The organism is Burkholderia sp. ABCPW 11 (genome assembly GCF_001523445.1).
Classification (GTDB): Bacteria; Pseudomonadota; Gammaproteobacteria; order Burkholderiales; family Burkholderiaceae; genus Burkholderia.
Map to the genome: position 1 here is coordinate 1 of NZ_LOVM01000010.1, position 22,204 is coordinate 22,204.

The window sequence follows — 22,204 nt, forward strand, 5'->3', positions numbered from 1 at the left end:
GCTTGTTCATGAACAGCCTCGGCAACAAAGTCAAAGCTGCACCCTACCTCATCCCGCTGCACACACGCAAATCGCTGACCTCCGCCCCACCACTGCCTGCGGCGGGCAGCCCACCAATGAACTCCCGCTTACACCTGTCGCAGCCACGCTCACCAAGAGCAATCGCGAACGTTTTCCGCCCGCCCAGCGCTCACACAACCAGCGGGCCGGTGCGGGTGTCATCACTCGCGCTGACTACGTGGTCCGGCTTCCGGTGCCACACAACCTGACTGTTTCTCCAGCCGAATCTGCCCGGCCGACCTGCGCGGACTACGGCATCGGTTCGTGCCGCGTCTCTTGCCTCCCCTCGGCCCGCCTCCGGCAGCCGGGCCTAGACTCAGTTGTGTGAGCCCCACGAGCCTGGGGCGTTCGCTCAATGTCCCGAAATGAAGGGTAACATAGCCCTTAATATGTTTCCCTTCGCTCCACCGGCCGCGCCTCGGAGACGTCCCCTTCTGCGCAGTGAATCACGACATCCATTCGTTGCGCTACCCATATCCTGACTCGCTTTCTACAGTTTCTACATAGAAACTGTCGGAATGATTTGAGTTCGTCGTGGATTGTGCAGACGGTGCCTGCACAGTTAAATAAAGGTCTTATTGAATAAAGTGCGCGCATTTGCGCTAGATTTCTGCCAATAGAAGCCTTGGACCATGCGCTCTGACAGGTCGGCACCCAGACCGCGGATTACGGCCTCGCCACATGCCCCCTTTCCTCGCCGCTTGCTCGAACTCCACAATACGCTGCACCATCTGCCAAGTGGGGTCACCGCCATCTGAGGGGCCACTATGCGTGCCGCGGACGGGTCGGCGTGGTGACTTCGGCAATTTCACGATGCAGCCCGCCATAGGCGGCCGCCTCCTTCGGGCAGCGTCACGGGCTGCTCACCGCATCCGTGACCGCCTTGCCGGCAGTGAACTCACGGCATTTGCCGCTGCAACGGGGATCTCAGCGTCTGTCGTCTGGTGGCAACCGGTACGTGCGGCACGCTGCCCTTGCGAGAACGCGCCGAAACCGATCAGTTGTACCGCTTCACCCGCGGCTCACTGCGTCCGCGATGACATCCAGCACCACCTGGACAGTTTTGCCCGACTAGCTTTTACCGACGCCCGTGCCAGCAGCAACCGCGTCGATGAGTTCCTGTTTGTTCATTGACGGTCTCGCTCCTAAAGTCAAAGTCGCCCCTACCGCATCCCAAGATCAACAAACAAACCGTGGGAAGCCAATGCAGGGCACCCATCCGAGCCCGCCCTCTTACGGTCGCGGTCACGGGACAGTCAGCGGTGAGCCCACGGCGCCTCAGCGTCGGCCCTATAACTCGTGCCGGCGCTGCGCCATCGACACCGGCACGCCGAAAACTCGCGGGGCAGCCATGGAACAGGAATTTTCCGACCTTCTGCGGCATTTTAACCGTGATAATTCGTATTATCACGATTGTATTTAATGACGGAAGAATGGACCTATAGCGCGCCGCCGACAGTCATCCCATACCGCGTACGAGCGCGCACATCGCACTGCGACGCAACTATGTAGTGACGCCGCCTGGCACAGCTGTTCGCGGATCTCCGCCCGGAATTGATGAATGATTCCGCTCTCGCCCCGTAGCATCGTAGGCGTATCAAAATCGCATCCGCATTCCAGCCCCCAAGCTATTACCCGACAATGCGCCCGTGATGCAGTCGTAGCGCCACGCTGCATAGACATCCGTGCGTTTCGATAGTGGATAGTCGTATCCCAAGGCGAGCGTCGACCAGCGCAGTGCGGAACCAACAGCGGGACGTCGGCGCGTACCCGCCCACGAGATCAACACATTGCCCGTGCCGATTCGAGCGCTTGCCCCCATCTGCACTGTGTCGTCTTTTACTTCACTGTTGTTGTCGACGTGTTCGTACAAAAACATGAGCTTCATCGCATGGAGTCGATAAGCGCCCCCGACGAGCCAAGCAGTTTGTGCTGTCGCTCCGTTGAGAAAAAGCGAGGCGGTATGCAGACTTTGTACTGCTGCGGTTGCCGAAAACGGGCCCGCAAAGTAAAGCATATTCGCACTGTAGTTCGCCTGTCCCGCGTGACCCACAACACCAGCGTTGCTGTACAGAAAACTCCCCGACAATCCGCCCACCTCCGGTGTTTGATACAGCATAGAATTGTCGATCGCGGTATCGCTTTGTACCGACGCCGCGCCCATGGCCGAACCCAGATAGCTGTGCGCCACTATCGGCGAGAACGCGAACGAGTTGCCAAACGGGTTGAACAGCAGCGTCGATACGAACAATGGCGCCGTATTGCGGCCTATCGTCATCTCGCCGAAACGTCCGCTCAATCCAACAAAGGCGTTGCGACCAAAGAATGACTGGCCATTGAACGATCCGATCTGACCGCTATTTACCTTAAAAAAACTCTCCAACGAGAATACCACCTTCATCCCACGTCCGAGATCCTCCGATCCGGACAAGCCCCAATATGAAGTCGTCATCCCGCCGGAACTGACCTGCCAGGCACTGCCGGCGCTGCCCGGCATGTGCGTGTCGCCAACAAAAGCATCGACCAGCCCGTAAAGCGACACTGAAGATTGAGCGTGTGCGATCGTCGCGAAACCCCATATCCCCATCACCATCGCACATACCCGGCCTAAACCACGAAATCTTTTCTGCATTGGTTCTCCTCGCTGTCATTTGTTTTCTTTTGCCGAAACACGTGCGTGCGCTACGCCGGTGTGACGCGCGCAAGCGGCCGCCCTCGCTCGGACAGCGCGACGGCCACCACGATCTCATGTGGTGCAGGTGAATCCGGCACAACGAGCGACGCCGTATCAAAGTGATCAAAGCTCCACATATCCAGAGCACCATGCACAGGAATATCCATGCACGCGCCGGCCGCACCGCGCTTGGTAACAGACGGGATAAGCGATATAGTGCCGGGCAGACATGCACGTATTGCCTTGCCCATTCGCGGATGCAGAATCGCCGCCGCACATTCAAGCGGCAAGGCCGTGCCCACGAGCGCGGCCTTGCCATACGCCTGAATCTGCGCGCGCGGTGCGTCCAGAGCATCTCTTGCGCGCTCGCTCAATAGCGTCCCCAGCTCCCCTCCAACTTCGTACAGAGTCTCGAGCGAAGTATCGGAGCACCAGTTCTTCAACGTCAGAACCGCGGCTGCAATCACTTGGCGATGTGCCGGATGGACCGCGATACCAAGCTCCGCGCGCCGTTCGATCACGTGAACAACAATCTTCTCAATCTGTATGCTCACGGTCATACCTCAGCGATCATCGCATTCTCGGCTGGTGCTGCGGCCGGTATAGGAAACGTCCCGCGTGCAGATTCATAAGCCCGTGCCGCGCGCAGCACAAGGGCATCTTCGTGCAAGGCGCCGACAATCTGAACGCCGGTCGGCAGACCTGCGGGCAATCCACAAGGAACACTGATGGCGGGCAACCCAGTTTGGTTGCACCACGACGTCTGCTGAGGTGCCGTGAGCAGCGTCTCAGGCAGACCTGGAACGGGCAGCGGCCCACAGTGGAACACTGGCGTCACAAGCAAGTCATAGCGCTCGAAGAACGCCGCCATCTCGACACCGAGCGTGTGGCGCGCACGCAATGCGTCGGCAAGCTCGAGCGCGGTGACGCGCAAACCGGCCCGCACAAGCGCTTGCACGTCCGCATCGAGCTGCATGCGTTGAGGTTCCGTCAATCTGCAGGCGCGCTGCGCAAAAAACACCGACCATTGGATCGCGTGCATGCGACTACCCAGATAGTCGCCGAGCGGCTTTACGTCGACTTGCTCGACGTGTGCGCCCAATGTTTCGATGACCTCTGCGGCGTGCGCCACACTCGCGGCAATCACAGGGTCCACGATGACGCCCGGGATGGACGGGCAATATGCAATACGCAGCCCCGAGACGCCCTCCTCCAGACCGACTCGATAATCCTGCGGGGCGACATAGCCCGATGGCCCAGATTCATGTTGACCGGCTACCACACTCAGCATTAACGCTGCATCGCGCACATTGCGCGCCATCGGCCCGAACGTAGACAGGCGCGTCCACGAACCGGCTACGCCCGTCGGAACACGGTCGAACGTTGGTTTAAACCCCACCACCCCAGTCCAGCAAGCGGGCACACGAATCGACCCACCACCATCGGTCGCAAGCGCGAGCGGCCCCATACCGAGCGCGATTGCCACTGATGAACCACCGCTGCTGCCACCTGGCGTCAGGCGCCGGTCCCAGGGATTGCGCGTGATGCCAGTCAGCGGACAATCAGTCACGATCTTGTTGCCGTATTCCGAAGTGGTCGTCTTGCCAAAAAGCAGTGCACCGGCCCGCCGCAGACGCGCCACGGCGGGCCCGTCCTCGCGCTGGGGCGTGTCCGGCGTCGTCAACGATCCGTATCGCGTCGGAAATCCGGCTACATCAATCAAATCCTTGACCGATACAGGCACGCCATCGAGCAGCCCGCATGGCTCACGCCGCATCCAGCGCCGCTCCGATTCGCGCGCCGCATCCAGCGCCGCCTCCTCGTCAACGGCGCACATACAGTTCACAAGGGGATTGAAGCGCTCAACGCGGTCCAGGACCGCTTTCATGCTCTCAAGTGGAGAAAGCGCATGACGCCGATACTCAGTAATCAGCTCTTCCGCGCTCATCGATGCAATGTCATTCATGTGTATTCCTAATTGATAAAATTAAGTTGATAGAAGCGTCTCGAGACTGCTCTACCTCTGACACACTGCTTGGATCGGCCCGATCGAGTCCAAAACTGCAAAGCTGTTGTCGGCGCGCGCCTGAGCAATACGTGCCTCACAAGTAACGTGGTCGCCGCCTTGGCTCACACCCGCCTTGCCTCGCGGCAAATCCAGCGAAATGCCCGGCAAGACGGACTTGATGCGCGTCACATCCAGACTGCCGGCTGCGCGCACGGCCTGCGCGAAAAGCCGAACGCCTGCGTACGTGCATTCGCCGTGCGGAAGCATCACCGCATAAGAACCCAATCGAGGAACATGAGTGTCGGCTACGCGCGCGGTATAACGTGCAAGGAAGGTTCGGTTTTCGGAACTATCGAGACTCATAAAGTAGGACGAGACACCGACGATGCCTGTCGATGCACCGGCAGTAGCAATCGACAGCGACTCGTGCGCAATATCCGTCACCAACTGCGGCTTCATCGCAAATGACCGATACTGCTTGACGAACGTCACCGGATCGTCGCCGACGCTGTGCCAAACAAGCTGCGGCTGCTCCCCAGCAATCCGCTGAAGCACTGCCCCATAGTCACGCGTGCCGAACGGCAGCCAGTACACACTGAGAAACCGACCGCCGTGACGCGTGACGGCCGCCTCCAGCGAGGGAATCAGTACCTTACGGTTGCTGCCGACGTCCGACACCACCGCGCTCACGCTCTTGCCGCCGGCACGCATCAGCCAACCAATGAGCGGCTCGACCCGTTGCGCGACACTGAGCCCCGTGCTCAACAACTGCGGATCACAGCGCCCCTCGTCGAAATTCGGGTAGATAACAAGGCGAGCCGCGCCTCTGGCCGCCTGCAGCGCTGCTTCGCGTTCGGCTGGCAGCACCATGCCCGTAATCATTGCCGCCTCATCGCGCATAAAGAGTTGCCGCGCTTTCTCGAGCGTCACGGTCGTCGACATCTGCGTGTCCTCGACAGCCAGTTGCAGCGGACGCCCCAGCAGTCAGCCCGCTGCATTGATTTCCTCGATGGCAAGCGCCGCACAATGTCGATTTGTTTCACCCACGCGGGTGAGCGGCCCGCTCAACGGCGCGAGCAAACCGATCTTGATGGGCGCCACCGCACGTGCGCGCGTCGGATAAGTAGTGGCGGCCAATGCGCCAACCACACCGAGCATCGTCATACGTGAAAAATCGCGTCGATTCATGATCATTTCATTCGATAGACGCTGCCGGCGAACCCATGGTTCGTTCCGCAGCAGGTGACAGAAAGTGAGCCAGCGGGTGGGCGCTGCTAGCGCCGTGTCGGGGTTCAACTGCGCCTGCATGCACAAGTCGACCGTTTTTCAGAACGATGCATCGTTGCGCGCAGCGCAATACCAGATTGAGGTTCTGCTCGACCAGAAGCACAGCGAGCTTCGATCGACGACAAAGCGTCGGAATGACGTCACCGATCAGCTCAACAAGATTTGGTTGCACGCCGTCCGAGGGTTCGTCCAATAGCAACAACTTCGGGCGGCCGCACAACGCTCGCGCGATGGCCAGGACCTGCTGTTCGCCTCCTGACAATGTCCCTCCATGCTGAGCAAGTCTTGATTTCAATACTGGGAAATACTCGAATACCTCGTCCAGAATCTCGCCGTCACCAGCGGCCGCGGTACCCATTGCCAAGTTCTCCCGCACTGTGAGCTTAGGGAAAATCCACCGTCCCTGCGGCACCAGGCCGATGCCCAGTCGAGCGATTTCATGCGTGCGCAAACCCCGAATGGCCCGCTCGCCAAAGCGAATATCACCACTCACGCGCGGCAACAGCCCCATGATGGCCTTGACAAGCGTTGACTTACCCGCGCCATTGCACCCCAGCACACCGACCACTTCATTAGGCTGAACGGTAAGATCAATCTGACTCAAAATCGAGATTTCACCGTATCCGGCCGACAGACTTTCAATGTGCAGCATGGCCCGCTCCCTGCCCAAGATAAATACGTCGGATTTCTTCGTCCCTGGCGATGTCGCCATAGCTGCCCTGCCGAACAATTTCCCCGCGATGCATAACCCACGTGTCGCACTTAAGCGACTGAACAAAACTCAGGTCATGCTCGATCGCAAGCACCGCACATTGTTCGCGCAAGCGATGAAGCAGGCGCACGAGTCGCTGAACCTCATTGGCGGACAATCCTGCAGCAGGCTCGTCAAGCAACAACAACGCCGGCCGGCACATCATGGCCATACCGATCTCCAGCCACTGACGCTCTCCGTGCGGAAGGTGCATGGCGAGCACGTCTGCCTGCGACGTGAGTCCGACCTCGTCCAGAACGGAATCGATCTCTCGCATCACAGATGGCCTGCCAGCCGCAACGCCGAGCGCCGCGACTTCCAGGTTCTCCCGAACGCTCATCGTGAAAAAAACGTTGGTCCCCTGGAATTTCCGGACAACGCCACGCCGGCAATACTGATACATAGGCCGGCCAGTCATCCGCCCCCCGGACAGATACAGCTCTCCCGCTCCTGGGATAACCGCGCCGGATAACAGTCCCACTAGCGTGCTTTTTCCAGCCCCGTTCGGGCCAATGACGCAGATCAGGTCGCGTGGGCCGATTTCGACGTCAACGCCTGCGATCGCATTGATGCCACCGAACGCGCGGCGTAGTCCGATGCCCTTCATAAGCGGTCTTTCCATCACTGCCCTCCTTCGGCTCGCTTGGCGCAATGCTGTGGTACACGTCCGATCCGGAATCGGGCGACGTAATGCAACCGCGCGACTAAACGACCGATCCGAATGCCATTCGGCAAGCACAGCACACACATCAGGAAGATTGCGCCGAGTACCAACGGCCACCATTGCGTGCTAAGACTGGACGCGGAGTGCTTAAGAAGCGTCATTGCAACGGCTGCCATCACCGGTCCACCGAGAGTGCCGCGGCCGCCCACGGCAACCCAAAGGATGACTTCAGTGGCCAGTACCGGAGAAAATACGTCCGGGGCCACGACGCCAGCGCATGCCGCCATCAGGCAGCCGGCAACCGCGGCTACCACCCCTGAGGCAACGAACGCCAACAGCAAATGCCACGATGTGTGGTATCCGCACGCTTGCGCACGCCACTCGTTGGTCGAAATCGCCATGAGCACCTTCCCGTAGCGACTTCGACAGAGCAGCCACGTCGCACATAGAATCAGAGCGAGTACAGCCGTAACGACATACCAGGACGCCACAGGGCTACTGAGATCCGCTGCGAATCTCCCAAGTTGGAAGGACAACCCTGGAATGCCGAGCAAGCCGGTATCGCCCCCCGTGATGGACTGCCAACTTGTGGCCAACTGCTGCACGATGATCAGAACGGCCATGCTGAGAATGGCAAAGAAATGCAATCTGACACCCGCATACAGCAGGAAGTAGCCAAGAACGACTGCCACGATGGCAGCACATGCAAGACCTGCGAGCATCCCGACCAGCGGTGCTTGACCAAACTGGACGGTAGCCACGGCAAACCCATATGCACCAAGCCCGAAGAAGGTCGTATGTCCAAGCGTCAGGACGCCAGCCTTGCCCCAAAGAAGGTCGTAACTGAGCGCCAATATCGCCAACACCAGCGCGTCTCGTATCACGGTGAGCTGATAGGCGCCCACGACAACAGGAAGAATCACGCCGGCGGCAGCCGTCGCCAACCCGATCGCGACAGGAGAGAGGTCCGTGCGGCTCAGTGCTGGCTGCGACAACCAGGTACGGACACGCAAAAGATGACGTTCGAACATCGCCTTACCCCTTTCCGAGAAGCTGGTGAGCGGCACTGAAACCCGGAAGCAAGCCTTGTGGGCGGAAGCGGATCAGGACAATGCAGACGATCAAAACGATCGCTGAGGCAAGCGAAGGATCGACGCGATAGCTGAGCAAGGTTTCGACCGTGCCAACGAAGGCACTACCGAGTACACTGCCGGCGACCGAGCCGATACCACCCAGTACAATCACGAAAAATGCCTTGGCCAGATAGGACACCCCGAGATGGGACTCCACCGACACCATCGGCGCGACGAGCACACCGGCAAGCGAGGCGAGCGCCGCACCGCCACAAAATGCGGCTCGATTCAGTCGCTTGGTATTGATGCCAGTGGCCTCGGCCATTGCAGGATGTTGAATGACCGCACGCAACTTCGTCCCAAAGCGCGTTCGCGCAAAAAGTAGCCAGCACCCCACGGTGGCGGCCAATGCCACACCGATCACGAACATCCGATATGCGGGATAGCCGCCGCCCGGCACGTCGATGGTTCCGTTAAATGGCGCATAGACGAGCATCGGTTGTGTGCCGAAAACGAGCTCCAGCACTTTCTGAACGATCAGACTGACCGCGTATGTCGCCAGAAGCGTGTCCAGCGGTCGGTCATAAAGTAGCCGGATAACGAAGCGCTCGAGACACCAACCGAGCAACGCGCCAACAATCGGCGCCACGAACAGCGCAACCCAAAACGCGTGTTGACCGCCCAGTGATTGCGCCACAGCAAGGGTGTATGCCCCCATCGTGACCCACTCTGCGTGTGCAAGATTCACGATGTCCATCATGCCAAACACGATCGCGAGGCCAAGAGCGACCAAAATTAACAAAGATACATAATTCAAAATATTCAATAGTCCTAACATATCATCTCCAAAAGCGAAATTCTGAAGCCCGGGGTGCCTCCAACACTCGCCACCCTGCATCGGTATGCCAAAGCGTCTAACCCACAAGGCAGGCCATTCTGTTCAGTGGCGCACCCTGATGGCGCGCAACTCAAATATCACAATACATTGTTAATCCAAAAACAGGCAAGCACAAATTCACAATGTATTGTGAATTTTTAGGCGCACCTTCCGGGATACTCGATGTGCCCTGTCCTATCGAGTCCGCATGACCACAGAAAAATTTATCGAGGCCCTCGGAAATGAGATCCGCGCGCGCCGCAAGATGAAGAAACTTACCCAGGTCGGTCTCGCGCTCCGCGCCAACGTCCATCCGAACACCGTCTCGTTAATTGAGCGTGCTCAAATAGTCGCGAAAATCGACGCGTTGCTCGTTCTCTCTGCTGCTCTCGATACCCCTCTCTCGCAATTGCTCAAGGGCGCGGAAGACCGCTTGAACCTTCGCTAAACTCACCACGCTTCTGCCGCTCAGAGCTCATGAAAACATCATGAGCCGCTCCCGACGGGAGCTCGCAACCACATCTCCCCCATTCATCCTCTGCGCCACGCACATCCCCAGCCACCTCATGACGAGATTCAGGGGCCCGTGAGCGTGTATTGACGCAGGGAACGATAGCCTTCCACGCGCCGTGTGCGCTCAGCCAGCCAATTTATTGTCAGGGAATCTACGAGGCAGATATAGTGCTGTCAATCCGCGTGACGCTGGTGTTTACCCGAAGAATACGTAGAAAATAGGGTCCCCGTGCGAGCAACGCGCTTAGACCAGACCTCCACCTTCGGATATTTATTATAATTAATTTTTCGCTCTTCGCCGTAGCGCTTTGTAACCCGGTGCAAGCGAAATCGAGCGTCAGCAATCCAAGCCTCCATTCCCTGACCACCGCGCCAAACCACGTCAGCACACGTCGCGATCCACATGCAAATCAAGCTCGGAATCCAGCACGAGCTTTTGCCTCAGCGCCGCACGCACCTTGCGCAACTGCGCCTCGGCCTCGTCCATATGCGCGAGCATTAATCGCTCGACGGCCTGCGCATCACGCCGCCTTGCGGCATCCAAGATCGCGCGATGTGCGGCGACAGTCGTCCGCCCAAACGCTTGATAGTCCCGCTGCGTGACGTTCCCTGCCACGATCACCAGTGAGTGCAGCATCTGGTTAATGATCTGGCAAAGGCAACGCAAAAACGCGTTGGGATGCGCGGCAGCAAGCACGTCGTGAAAATGAATGTCCTCGCAACGTTGATCAAGCGCTTGCTCGTGACCGACCACGAATGGTTCACACACTGAAATGCTGCGCTCGAGTGCTTCGAAATCCGTATCCGTCAAATACGCCACTGCGCCCGCGGCCACCATGGGCTCAAGCGTGCGCCTCACCGCATAAATGTCCTCCAACGTGATCTGTTCAAAAAACAGATAGTTCTGCAGCGACTGGAACGCCCGCGCAAGCGGCACACGAGTAATTGTCGCTCCGCCCTCGGGCCCAGTGCTCAAGCTAACAAGCCCCTGTACCTCCAGCGCCTTGAGTGCATCGCGCATCGAGCCACGACTGACGTTGAACATTTGCTGCAGCTCGGCTTCCTTACTCAGACGCTTGCCGGGCCGAGCCCGACCGTCGTTGATCCACCCTTTGATCGAATCGGCTACCTGATCGCCACGCTTGGTCGTGCGCGGGCCGCGCCTGTCCGGCTGCACCAACTGTATCTTGCGCGTTGTCCGTTGTCGTCCTGCCATGTCCATCAGTCCGTGGTTAGTCTTCGGCATTTCCTAACGGCGCCATTATCGGACATCCGCAAATCACCTGGCGAGAATCAGGTCTCGCTGCCGTCCATACCCTCCCAACCTTGGGAGGTAGCGGGCATCGCCGAGAATGCCTACGCTGCAGATCAATCAGTACGGATATGGCGTGAGCGTGGTTTCCATACTGCTCCACTGTGCTGCGCCAGTGCGCCATTGGGGAAGATCGCATATGCCCAACTCATCGCAAGGATCGCAACAATCTCCCACTGTATCGGCGCTCAAGGCAAGCCTCTCGGCGTTTGGCCTGGACCTTGACCGGCTTACTTCACAGATGCGCACGCATCGTGAGGCAGCCGATCGCACCGGGCAAATCCCTGATGCATTCTGGCAATCCGATGCGGTACGGGCGCTAAACCTGAACCTCGTTCCGCAGGAGTACGGCGGATGCCCGCAGGCCCAATCGCTCGTCTCGCGCGTCATGCTAATGGAGCATCTTGGGTACGCGGATGCGGCGCTTGCGCTCGCCCTTCCTGGCCCGGGACTGGCCATGCCGCCGGTTCTTGCGCTTGCCAACCGTAAGCAGCAGGCGGCATTCTTCGCGCACTTTCAAAGCGATACGCCACGCTGGGGCGCATTTGCGATCACCGAGCCCGACTGCGGATCCGACGCGACAGCCATGCGCACGTCGGCACGCAAGACGGCTCATGGCTGGGTCCTTAACGGAACCAAGTGCTTCATCACCAATGGTGCACGTGCTGACACCGTTATCACGTTTGCAACGATCAATCGAAACGCGGGCCGCTTCGGTATCAGGGCGTTTCGCGTCCAACACGACACTCCGGGTTTCGCGGTGACGCGCATCGAACGCATGGTCGGCTTGCGCGTGACCCAACTGGCTGTGCTGTCCTATACCGACTGCGAGGTGCCAGACGACGCTCGGCTCACGCACGACCATGAGACGCCGCTTAGCGATGCGTTCTCAGGCGCACAACAGTCGTGGGACTATTTTCGGCCGCTTCTGTCCGCCGTAATGATCGGCGCCTGTCGACGCGTACGCGATGACCTCGCCACCTATCTCGAAGCAGGCGCACGTCCCGTCAATCTGCACTGCGGCGCGAGCAACGTACGAGCGAGTCTTTTGGAGCTCGACCGGCATATCACGACAGCTTATCTGCTCTGCCATCACGCTGCATGGCACGCAGACCAAGGCAGCACAAGCGCCATGCATGCTTCGATCGCAAAGGCGTACGCCGCGCGCATGATCGCGCACGTCACTCGTACGGCCCTCACGCTCGTTGGTCTGGACGGCATCGCCAGTTTCCCGTCGCTGGAGCAAAGCTGCCGAGATGCCAAAGCGTTCGACATCATGGAAGGTACCGGAGACATGCAACGCCTGATGATTGCTCGAGCCGCCCAGCGTGCGTCACGCCCGCCGTGGGAGACGATCCAACCCAGTGCGTCCGTGCATCGCCCCGCATGCACGTGAGCATGATTTCGTCTTAGAACCGTTACAGGAGACTTTCATGAGCTCTCGTCTCGAATCAAGTCGTCACGGCGATATCCCCGCCTCGGTCAAAACTTGCCTGCTATCAGTGCTGGGCACCCATCTGAGCGCCGACCTCATCAACAACGATACGAATCTGTTCGATCTGGGTGTCGATTCCATGAACATGACCGATCTTCTGCTCAAGCTCGAGCAACGCTTCGGATTTGTTCTGGACCCCGAAGATCTGTCCAGCGACCTATTTATACGGTTCGACAATCTCGTCGCGTTCGTCGCTTCCCATGTTTCATCGAGCTGACTCCACGAGCGCCGAGCCTCGAATCGTTGCCACCGCGCAATACGTGCCGCTTCGGTGTCACGCAGACCGCGCGGTAGCCGAGACGGTCTCGTCCGCACAACCGAGCGCGCTCGACATTGTCATGCACGCGCTCTACGCCGATACGCTGCGGTGGCGCGCTCAATGCGCGCCATGCGGCGACAACTGCTCGATGACCGACGCCACCTTTCGGCCAGACAATCGAATCGCAACCGAAACGAATTTGTCGCTGTCGGACATGGCGCTACGCGCGGCGCGCATGATCTATCCCAATGCACCAACGCAGCCCGGCCCTGACCAGATCATCGTTTGCACGACAAGCTTCGAACATGATTTGGCCTTGTCCTGCGCAGGACGCTTGCATAGCGAACTCGGCTCCAGCCGCGCGCCCTTCGCGATCGGGCAACTCCAGGATGTGTCGTTTCTGACCGCGGTGGACGTGGCGCTTGCGATGATGGACACGGACAACACACTGAACACCGTTCTGATTGTCGCGGCCGAGTGTTGGCATCGCGCCTTGTCCCGGCAGGTCAGCCCGCGGATCTCGCTTGCAGACGGCGCTGCTGCCGTGCTGATCGCTCGCAGCTCCATGCCAGGATGGCGTGTCCGCGGTCTTTCGATCTGCACGCCCGGTACGCAACTGAGTTGTGAGGAAACCGTAAATACAGGCCTCGCTTCAACCACACTAGTCGGGGCGATCAACAAGTCATTGTCACGCGCCGCACTTCGTGCCGCGCAAATCGACTGGATTCTTCCACCTACAGCCGACAGCGCCATCATTCGCGCCGTCTGTGCCCAATGCCAACTGGCCCCTGAGCGCGTCAGAAGCCTGGGCGACAGCCGCCAAAGCCATCTATGTGCGGCACAGACACCGGCACGCCTTGATGACCTGCTCGGTGTGATTTCGCCACGTGATGATCAGCGTGTGCTTGTGTGGTCCACGGGATTTCAAGGCCAAAGTGCCTGCGCAATCCTCGAATTCCGGGGTGTGCACTCATGAGAACGCACCCTTTCTCGATTTCAGGCGTCGCTCACAGCCTTCCGGAGCGCATCGTCAACGTGCAGCAGTGGGCATCGCGCTGTGGTCTGCCTGCTTCGCGCGTTATCGCTTTGCGCGCTCATGGCGCCACGCATTTTTATGATGCCGCGGGCGAGTCGCCCGTCAGCCTTGCCGAACGTGCTGTCACGACGCTATTACGCGACACCTCAACCCCGGGTTCTGCAATTGATGCACTCGTCTATACACATACGATCCAGACGAGCGTACTCGCGCCGCCCGCCGGTAGCGCTCATCACATTCAGCACCGCGCTGGACTCACTCACGCGTTGACGTTCTCCATCACGCAGCAGCAGTGCGTGTCGCCGATGGCAGCTATTCGCGTCCTGCTCACGCTTGCCGCCCGAGAACCCTCCATCGAACGTGCGATCGTCGTATGCGCCGACGTCATCGGCTCCGGGTGCGATCAATTGCGCGCAATCCATGACCTCGCATTGCATAGTGACGGAGCGTGCGCCTTGCTGCTCGAGCGCTGCGCGCAACGCAACATCATCAACGGTTTGCACTTGTATACCGACGCGCGCTTTTCTCGCGGCACTGATAAGAGCTTGCAGCCGATCGCGGACGATCGGTATTACTGGTCCGCGTTCACGACCATGCGCGCAGCGATCCGCCGAGCCGGCATCACGACGGGCGATATCGCCCACGTGTTTCCGCACCACGTGAATCTACCGGGATGGACGCGGTTGATGACGATGCTCGACATTCCGCAAACGCGACTATTCGTGCCGAACTTCGCCGCGCTTGGCCACGTATTCGGAGCGGACCCGTTCATCAATTTTCAGACTTGTCGCGCACAAGCCGACGAGTGGTCCTTGCTTTTTTCCAGCGGCCTTGCCGGTTGCTTCGGCGCCATGGTGATTCATCACTAACACGCGTCAACTCATCAACCAGACACCAATGGTCTTACCATGCGAAACATACTCGATCTCGTACTCACCGCTGCGCGGCATGCGCCCGATTCGCCAGCAATCGTCTTCGCGAGCACCAGTCTGAGCTACCAGGAACTGGCAACGCGCGCCAGCACACTCGGCCGTGGCCTCGTCTCGATAGGACTCGTGCCGGGCTCACGAGTCGGCATCTTCCTGGACAAGCGCATCGAAACGGTTGTCTCGCTGCTTGGTGCGGCCGCCGCCCAATGCGTGTTCGTTCCCATCAATCCGCTTCTGAAGCCTCAGCAGGTCGCCCATATTCTGCGTGACTGCGGTGCGAGCTGCCTGATTACGAGCGCATTGCGCGCGCGCCTGCTCGCCGAAAACGGGTTGTCTGGCGTGCCGCATACGATCCTGATCGACTCAATCGATGTGACCGAGCATGCGTCGCACGGGAATGACTGCGTTCACAGCTGGAGTGCGTGCGTCAGTGCGCACGCTTTCGGCCCGCTGAGCGACACAGGATCCACAGCAGAAACGACAATCGACACGGACCTGGCAGCTATTCTGTACACATCGGGCTCTACCGGCTTGCCCAAAGGCGTGATGCTCAGTCATCGCAATCTGCTCGAGGGTGCGTGGAGCGTCGCTCACTATCTGCAACATACGCGCTCTGACCGGATTCTCGCGGCGCTGCCGCTCAGCTTCGATGCGGGTCTGAGTCAGCTCACATCCGCGTGGGCGGCCGGCGCCGCCGTTGTCCTCGTCAATTATCTGAGCCCGCAAGACGTAATCGACGCCTGCACGCGCGAACGTATCACCGCCCTCACGGGCGTGCCACCGCTATGGATGCAATTAACGCGCGCGAGCTGGCCGCACGCGGCACGCACCACACTGCGCTATTTCGCCAACACTGGTGGCCGACTACCCGTTCCGACATTGCACCGCCTGCGCACGCTCTTTCCCCAGGCAAAACCTTACTTGATGTATGGGTTGACCGAGGCATTCCGCTCCACCTACCTCGATCCGTCCGAGGTCGACCGCCGCCCTGACTCGATCGGCAAGTCCGTGCCCAACGCGCGAATCCTAGTCGTGCGTCCGGACGGCGCACCTTGCGCTCCCGGCGAGACGGGCGAGCTCGTCCATGTAGGCGCGTGCGTGACAATGGGCTACTGGAACGATCCGGCTCGAACGGCCGCGCGCTATCGGCCCTCGCCCGAAGCCAAGCCGGGCGGAGCCATACCGGACACTGCCGTGTGGTCGGGGGACCTCGTACGTCGCGACGAAGAGGGCTTTCTCTACTTCATTGCGCGCAACGATGCGCAAATCAAGTGTTCCGGCTACCGGATCAGCCCAGAAGAAATCGAAGAGACCGTGCACCGCAGCGAACTGGTGACCGAAGCGGTCGCCGTGGGCGTGCCCGATGATGCGCTGGGCGAGGCCATAGCGCTCGTTGTCGTGCCGGCGGTCGAACCCTTTGTCCCACAAACACTCATGGCATGGTGCGTGCAACACCTACCGGGCTACATGGTGCCGAAGCACATCGTCGTGCAAACCGATGTGCCGCGCAACGCAAACGGAAAATTTGATCGCCCAGCACTGCGAAATGCGCTCGTCCAATCCACAGCTCAAGACCAAGCGAGGTCCGTATGAGTGCATCGTTGATCAACCGTAGCAGCGTCTTGCCAGCCGAGGGCATCGACGTCGCCCGCTTGGCTCACTGTGCCGGATCGACGCCTTTTTTTGCATACGCGCGCGCGGCGATCGACGCCCGTGTGCTCCTGTTGCGCGCAAAGCTGCCGACTTCGGTCCATTTGCATTACTCCATCAAGGCTAACCCGATGCCGGCGCTCGTGCATCATCTGGCAACCCGCGTCGATGGGTTTGATGTCGCATCCGCTGCAGAGATGGCGCTGGCGCTTAACGCAGGCACACCGCCCGATCAAATCGGCTTTGCAGGGCCGGGTAAGGCGCGCGACGAGCTGCGACGGGCGGTGGCCAACGGTGTGAACGTTCATATCGAGTCCGCCACTCAACTGCATTTGGTGACCGCGATCGGTTGGGAACTGGGCGTGCAGCCGAAGGTCACCCTTCGCGTGAACCCGGACTTCCACGTCGGCCACAGCGGCATGCGCATGGGCGGGGGTGTCGCCCAGTTCGGCGTTGACGTCGAACAAGTGCCGGCATTGCTGCAGGAACTTGCCGCGCGCGAGGTGACATTGGCCGGTTTTCACATCTTCTGGGGATCGCAGTGCCTGCACGCACCCACCATCGTCAAAGCGCAGCAACACAGCGCGGAGCTTGTTATAAAGCTTGCCCGCGATTTACCGACACCGCCCCGATATGTGAATCTCGGCGGCGGTTTCGGTATCCCCTATTTCGACGGCGATAAGCCGCTTGATCTGGATGCGGTCACCCAGCCCATGCATACGTGGCTCGCACAGCTCCAACGGGCGTTGCCCGGGGCTGTGCCGGTGCTTGAGCTTGGGCGCTACTTGGTTGGAGAAGCGGGTATCTACGTATGTCGCATTATTGACCGTAAAGTCTCGCGCGGCACCACCTTCCTCGTCACCGATGGCGGTCTGCATCACCATCTGGCGGCCTCCGGTAATTTTGGACAAGTGTTGCGCCGCAATTTCCCGGTGCTGCTCGGCAATCGGCTCAACGATCTACCGGTCGAGCGGTGCCACATCGTCGGATGCTCGTGCACGCCGCTCGATCGCATCGCCGACGATGTGCTGCTCCCGCGCGCGCAAATTGGCGACTTCGTGGTGGTGCTGCAATCAGGCGCCTATGCCCGCTCGGCAAGTCCCAGGGACTTCCTCGGCCACCCCGAGGCAATCGAGATGCTCGTCTGAATTCCATACACGGAGAACTGCGATGCACCAGCCCGACTTTTCGTTACCCGACCTTGCGCCATACTCGTGGCATCTGTCCGAGGATCAGCGCGCGCTCGTCGCGGCAAGCCAGCGTTTTGCTCGCGAAAAGCTTGAACCGCTGCTCTCACAACCTCCGTCGGAAAAGGCTTGGCACGAAATCGTCGAGCAAGCGGGTGCACTCGATCTGGGTACCATGATTTTGCCGCTGGAGCTCGGCGGCATGGCCATCGGCCACCACGATCTGTCCTGCACTCTCGGCGCGCTGGCCTGCGGGCCTATCGAGCGCGTCGTGCAATTGACGCAGAGCATTCCTGCACTCATGACGCTGCGCGCGTATGATGCGCTTCAGTCGCTCGGCTTTGCCCGAATCGGCGAATACTTCGACGGCACGCGCCCGATTGCGCTTACCGTGCCTGATTTTCGTACCGCCACGCTTTGGCGCCTGTGTGACCACACCAGCCCGTCAGCGCTGACATTGATTCCCGCGCCGGCTGCATCTGGCGTTACCCTGGTCGAATCGACGTGTGCCCCGTCCAGGCTCGCTCGGCAACACGTCGCCTGCCTTGGTGCACTGACGCTTGATCGGGCGCGCTGCGACGACGCTTTGTACGCCGCCGCGCTGGTCACGCTCGAGCGGCCTGACGCGCACGGCGTCTCGCCGACCCAGACGTGGCTTACCAACACCGCGCTCTATTTGTCGGCCCTGCTCTGCGGCGCCATGCAGCACGGCGTAACGTTTGCGCAGAGCTACGGGGCAGAGCGGCAGGCATTTCGCAAACCGTTGGTGATGCATCAACGTGTCGCTACGCGCTTGGCCGATATGCTTATTGCAGTGCAAGGCACGCAACTCTTTGTGCGCATGCTCGCGCTTGCCCAGCCCGGCACATCATTGGCACTGGTGCGCCAACTAGCCCGACATGTCGCAGCCGAATCTGTTGAATTCACGCACGAGCTCGTTCAGTTCTGCGGTGCCCATGGCTATGTCGAGGGACTGGCGCCTGCTGCGCGCCTGACAACATGTCACTGGTTTGCCTTGTTGCTCAGGCAAGTCGATGCAGCGCTCGGCGAGCTCGATAGTCTGAGCTCACCCCGCTCGGTAACGGGAGCCTAGCCATGAGCGAGGAGAAACGCCCCCGCCGGCATTGCAACTCAGCCTCCAGGGTTTCCGCGAGATCGTCGATTGGTTGCTGGCTGCGCGATGCAAATTCCGAAGACGTTCGCGATATCACGCACTGGCTTGCGCGCCCGGAGATCGCGCAGTGGTTCGATTTCGGACTGGGTCGACAAGGATTGAGCGCACTCGCCGTTCAGGCGATGGTGCAAAGCGAGCGGCACCGCATACGCGTATTTGGCTCACTCGGAACGGCCGAACCGAGCGGTCTGGTGGCGATTAGCGATATCACGCATCGCTTCGGTTTGGGCTCGTTCTGGGTGCTGCGTGACCCTTTGCGCCCCACTTGCGCGAACATGACGTTCGACGCTTCCCGACGCGTGCTGCGCGATGGCTTCGAGCTCGATCGGCTGCACTGCATTAGCGCCTGGGCCGTTCAGACAAATGTGCGATCACAACGCCTACTCACACGGCTGGGTTTTTGCCTGATCGGCCTGCAGCGCAACTGCCATGTCATCGCCGGCCAGCGCGTGGGGCGTCTACTCTACGATCTGCTCCCGGACAATCTCGCCTGACGCGCGCCACGATGTCGCCAATCATTACAGCACTCAGTACCTATGTGCCGCCCGCCATGGCGCTCACGCGCGCGCCGCGATCGGCAGAGGCTGCGCGCACCGCGTCGCACACTACGACCCGCACCGGCTGGGATGCCTGGATCGAGTCCTGGCGCTCTGACTTCGGCGCATTCGATACACCTGTGGCCGGCGTCGATGACGTTATCGATCACCACGCGCGGCCGCTTCGTATTCCCGTTGAACGCGACGAGCAGCTATCGGGGCTCACCGTGCGCGTGGCCAAGGAGATACTCGCCATCCGGCATCCGGCTGCTGTCCCCATCGATATCATCGTGTTTTGTCACAGCAGCGTCGATGAGCACGTATCGACTACAACGGCGGGGCGCCTGGCAAGCGTGGTGGGCCCGCCATGCTTTGCGTTTTCCATCTCCCAGCAGCACAGCGTCTCGCTATTTTCCGCCTTGCAGCTCGTCCGGGACCTGATGGTCGCTGAGTCCGATGTGCAGTGTGCGCTGATTGTCGCGGCAGAAAAATGGACACCACCGTTTTCACGATGGACCGGGCAGGGGGCAGCGCAAGGGGATGCCGCAGCTGCCGCTTTGCTTGAGCGGGCCACGGCAACAACCCGCGGCTTTCGCGTGATGGACGCGCAAGCGCGTCAATGCCCGGTGCGGCCCGGCCACCCGTTTGGCCAACGCTCATATTTCGATTCCGCCTCGGAGCGGACTGTGCTGGAACTCATTGACGCGATGCTCGCGCAACACGCGCTCGCGGCGTGCGATGTCACTGGCATCGGACAGGATCTCAATCCGGCACCTACCGAGCGCGTATCGCATCATCTGGACATGAAGGCGCGCGCCCACGCGCGCTGTCATGATGCGCACCTCGGTGCAGCAGAACCAATTATCCAACTGAGCGAGAGGCTCACGGACAACACACTGCCTACACACGATCCTGTCCTGATATGGGGGATGAGCTTGTGCGGCTACGTGGGCTGCGCATTGCTCGACGCGCGCGGTGCGCCTGCCATCTCGCGTGAGCCCGGTCGGAGCAATCGATGACGGACGTGTCGATCGGTATTCCGTATGTCGCATACTATCTGCCCGAGCGTGTCGACACGGTCCGGGCATGGGGCCGCCGTACGCGCCAGCCCGACACGATCATCGCAAAGCTCGAACGATCAGGCGTGTGCGATTTTCACGTGGCATATGAGCAAAGTGCGCTAAGCCTCGCGGTCAAAGCCGTCGAGTCGTTGTTGTGCACCGCGCCGATCGCACCAGACTCGATCGACTATCTCGTGTACACCCATACGCTGCAAGGCAGCATCGCGCCGCCGCCGCAGTCGCTGCCGCGCGCGCTATGCGAGCGATTTGGATTCACCCGCGCGCAGTCGTTTTCGTTTGCCCAACAGCACTGCGCGTCCTCGCTCGGCGCGCTGCGCATTGTGCGCGCGCTATTCGCCGCGCACCGCTCGCTCAATCGCGTGCTGCTCGTCGGAGCAGACACGATGCCCATTGAGGCAGAGCGCCGCATGGGTACCTCCGCGCTTCTGGGCGACGGGGCGTTTGCCGCAACGATTGAGCGCCACGCCCATATCAACCGCCTTGTTGCGATAGCCACGCATGCCACCGGACAAGGTTGGCGCGGCATGCTTGACCAGGCCGATCCGAACTCCGTCGCCCAATACCAGCTTGCCGCCAGAAAGCTCATCACGCATCTCGCGAACAGCGCCCAGATCGCGCTAGCCGATGCGTGTAACATCTTGCCACCGCATCTCGACCTGCCGTCGTGGCAGCGGCTCGTCCAGTCGCTGGGTCTGCCACCTGCGCGTCTTTTTATTCGCAACTTCTCGCGCATCGCACACGTGACGGTGAGCGATCCCTTTATCAACCTTGCCGACTGCCATGCGCTCGCGCCAGGCACCCCGCTCATGCTCTACGCGCAGGGTGTTGGCGGCTTTTCCGCGGCAACGCTACTCATTCATTAGGCGCGCCGTTCGAATGCGGCCAGGGGCAAGCGCGCAACCTGAGTTCCGGATATAGCGAATACCGTTCCTGTGTGCTGGGTTGGTTGCTCGTTGATGTATCGCGACGCTAAATATTGATACCCACGATTGGCCCACACGGGTCTAAAATAACGTCAGGCAACACGCATATATCCGTCACGAGTAAAACAAGCGCCATTGCCAAACATTGTGTTGTTTGAGCCTGAATTTTGCGCGCATGGTCATCACGCGAGTCCGATGCGCGACGATTTTCTGCGAGGGACATCGGTGGATCAGATCTTTCCCTGCAGCGTGGGCAACACGCCCGTCGCGGCGCTGCAACCTTCACACGCGATTGCGCGATGGGCGCCACTGGCCACATCCTTTCTCGATACCGTGGATCTCTCGTCACTCATGAAACTCTTCGGTGACGTGGCCGCTACGTTAGGGTTTCCTCGTTTTGCTGTCAGCCGCCTTTCGCGCGCACGTGCTCGCTCGCGCGTAGCGATGGCCGTCGACACGCTTTGCACGCGCTATCCCGACAATTGGGTTTTTCATTATGCGAAGCACGACTATGGTCCGGTCGATCCCGTTCATCGCATGGCGCTCGTGCATGCCACACCCTATCGCTGGACCGATATAGCAGGGTTAAACCACATCGAGCAGCGCGTGCTCGACGAAGCGCGCGAGGCCGGATTAGTTGCGGTGGACTAGACTAAATCTGACAGTGGTTGGTTTTTCATGCTGGCGCGCATTGGCGCGAAGGGTGTAGCCCGT

21 protein-coding genes and 1 pseudogene are annotated in these 22,204 nt (G+C 60.1%); 12 read left to right on the plus strand and 10 right to left on the minus strand.

Translation table 11 applies throughout. The features are described 5' to 3' along the window. Nucleotides 1-923 precede the first annotated feature (923 nt). From WS61_RS35925 to urtB, 9 genes and pseudogenes are all read right to left on the minus strand, one after another. The gene (locus WS61_RS35925; RefSeq protein ID WP_306459534.1) at nt 924-1,061 is read right to left on the minus strand and encodes an HU family DNA-binding protein; all 138 of its coding nucleotides are present in this window, start codon (nt 1,059-1,061) and stop codon (nt 924-926) included. 596 nt (nt 1,062-1,657) lie between these two features. After that, nucleotides 1,658-2,692 carry a porin gene (locus WS61_RS05670; protein ID WP_059499634.1) on the minus strand — a complete coding sequence of 345 codons (1,035 nt, stop codon included), beginning with the start codon at nt 2,690-2,692 and terminating at the stop codon, nt 1,658-1,660. Between the two features lie 50 nt (nt 2,693-2,742). Next, entirely contained in the window at nt 2,743-3,288 is a 546-nt protein-coding gene (locus WS61_RS05675; protein ID WP_059499649.1) for an amino acid synthesis family protein, read from the minus strand. 2 nt (nt 3,289-3,290) lie between these two features. Then, nucleotides 3,291-4,700, minus strand: coding sequence for an amidase family protein (locus WS61_RS05680; RefSeq protein ID WP_059499635.1), 1,410 nt, complete (start codon nt 4,698-4,700; stop codon nt 3,291-3,293). A 51-nt stretch (nt 4,701-4,751) separates the two neighbouring features. Continuing rightward, nucleotides 4,752-5,930 (minus strand): annotated as a pseudogene (locus WS61_RS05685) (ABC transporter substrate-binding protein). Nucleotides 5,931-5,937: 7 nt separating this feature from the next. After that, nucleotides 5,938-6,681, minus strand: a complete 744-nt coding sequence (locus WS61_RS32665; protein ID WP_095211611.1) for an ABC transporter ATP-binding protein — start codon at nt 6,679-6,681, stop codon at nt 5,938-5,940. Continuing rightward, on the minus strand, nt 6,668-7,402 hold the full coding sequence (locus WS61_RS05690; RefSeq protein WP_059499636.1) for an ABC transporter ATP-binding protein: 735 nt from the start codon (nt 7,400-7,402) through the stop codon (nt 6,668-6,670). Before WS61_RS05690 ends, WS61_RS32665 begins: the two co-directional genes overlap by 14 nt. Then, entirely contained in the window at nt 7,402-8,475 is a 1,074-nt protein-coding gene (locus WS61_RS05695; RefSeq protein ID WP_059499637.1) for a branched-chain amino acid ABC transporter permease, read from the minus strand. The genes WS61_RS05690 and WS61_RS05695 overlap by 1 nt, the downstream gene beginning before the upstream one ends. A 4-nt stretch (nt 8,476-8,479) precedes the next feature. After that, nucleotides 8,480-9,355: an urea ABC transporter permease subunit UrtB gene (gene urtB, locus WS61_RS05700; RefSeq protein ID WP_059499638.1), complete on the minus strand. Its 876-nt coding sequence runs from the start codon at nt 9,353-9,355 to the stop codon at nt 8,480-8,482. Between the two features lie 247 nt (nt 9,356-9,602). Between urtB and WS61_RS05705 the strand changes: the two genes are divergently transcribed. Continuing rightward, a complete protein-coding gene (locus WS61_RS05705) occupies nt 9,603-9,842 on the plus strand; it encodes a helix-turn-helix domain-containing protein (protein WP_059499639.1) in 240 nt (79 codons plus the stop codon). Between the two features lie 447 nt (nt 9,843-10,289). On the opposite strand, the gene WS61_RS05710 is transcribed toward WS61_RS05705, so the two are convergent. After that, nucleotides 10,290-11,123 carry a FadR/GntR family transcriptional regulator gene (locus WS61_RS05710; RefSeq protein WP_059499650.1) on the minus strand — a complete coding sequence of 278 codons (834 nt, stop codon included), beginning with the start codon at nt 11,121-11,123 and terminating at the stop codon, nt 10,290-10,292. Nucleotides 11,124-11,358: 235 nt separating this feature from the next. On the opposite strand from WS61_RS05710, the gene WS61_RS05715 reads away from it, so the two are divergent. The 11 genes from WS61_RS05715 (at nt 11,359) to WS61_RS05760 (ending at nt 22,141) form a co-directional block, all read left to right on the plus strand. Beyond that, entirely contained in the window at nt 11,359-12,615 is a 1,257-nt protein-coding gene (locus WS61_RS05715) for an acyl-CoA dehydrogenase family protein (RefSeq protein WP_059499640.1), read from the plus strand. A 37-nt stretch (nt 12,616-12,652) separates the two neighbouring features. Beyond that, a complete protein-coding gene (locus tag WS61_RS05720) occupies nt 12,653-12,931 on the plus strand; it encodes an acyl carrier protein (RefSeq protein ID WP_059499641.1) in 279 nt (92 codons plus the stop codon). Between the two features lie 121 nt (nt 12,932-13,052). Then, nucleotides 13,053-13,949 (plus strand): 3-oxoacyl-[acyl-carrier-protein] synthase III C-terminal domain-containing protein, encoded by an 897-nt coding sequence (locus WS61_RS32670; RefSeq protein WP_179949658.1) that lies wholly within the window; start codon nt 13,053-13,055, stop codon nt 13,947-13,949. Continuing rightward, nucleotides 13,946-14,878 carry a 3-oxoacyl-[acyl-carrier-protein] synthase III C-terminal domain-containing protein gene (locus tag WS61_RS05725; protein ID WP_059499642.1) on the plus strand — a complete coding sequence of 311 codons (933 nt, stop codon included), beginning with the start codon at nt 13,946-13,948 and terminating at the stop codon, nt 14,876-14,878. The genes WS61_RS32670 and WS61_RS05725 overlap by 4 nt, the downstream gene beginning before the upstream one ends. A 39-nt stretch (nt 14,879-14,917) precedes the next feature. Next, a complete protein-coding gene (locus WS61_RS05730) occupies nt 14,918-16,531 on the plus strand; it encodes an acyl-CoA ligase (AMP-forming), exosortase A system-associated (RefSeq protein WP_059499643.1) in 1,614 nt (537 codons plus the stop codon). After that, the gene (locus tag WS61_RS05735; protein ID WP_059499644.1) at nt 16,528-17,736 is read left to right on the plus strand and encodes a pyridoxal-dependent decarboxylase, exosortase A system-associated; all 1,209 of its coding nucleotides are present in this window, start codon (nt 16,528-16,530) and stop codon (nt 17,734-17,736) included. Before WS61_RS05730 ends, WS61_RS05735 begins: the two co-directional genes overlap by 4 nt. A gap of 22 nt (nt 17,737-17,758) precedes the next feature. Next, nucleotides 17,759-18,868, plus strand: a complete 1,110-nt coding sequence (locus WS61_RS05740) for an acyl-CoA dehydrogenase family protein (protein WP_059499645.1) — start codon at nt 17,759-17,761, stop codon at nt 18,866-18,868. A gap of 2 nt (nt 18,869-18,870) precedes the next feature. Further along, complete coding sequence (locus tag WS61_RS05745; protein WP_059499646.1) at nt 18,871-19,443, plus strand: GNAT family N-acetyltransferase; 573 nt, start codon at nt 18,871-18,873, stop codon at nt 19,441-19,443. Nucleotides 19,444-19,454: 11 nt separating this feature from the next. Then, on the plus strand, nt 19,455-20,504 hold the full coding sequence (locus WS61_RS05750; protein ID WP_095211610.1) for a 3-oxoacyl-ACP synthase: 1,050 nt from the start codon (nt 19,455-19,457) through the stop codon (nt 20,502-20,504). Next, nucleotides 20,501-21,430, plus strand: coding sequence for a 3-oxoacyl-ACP synthase (locus tag WS61_RS05755; protein ID WP_059499648.1), 930 nt, complete (start codon nt 20,501-20,503; stop codon nt 21,428-21,430). The genes WS61_RS05750 and WS61_RS05755 overlap by 4 nt, the downstream gene beginning before the upstream one ends. 255 nt (nt 21,431-21,685) lie before the next feature. Continuing rightward, nucleotides 21,686-22,141, plus strand: a complete 456-nt coding sequence (locus tag WS61_RS05760; protein ID WP_179949659.1) for an autoinducer binding domain-containing protein — start codon at nt 21,686-21,688, stop codon at nt 22,139-22,141. The last annotated feature ends 63 nt before the right edge of the window (nt 22,142-22,204 follow it).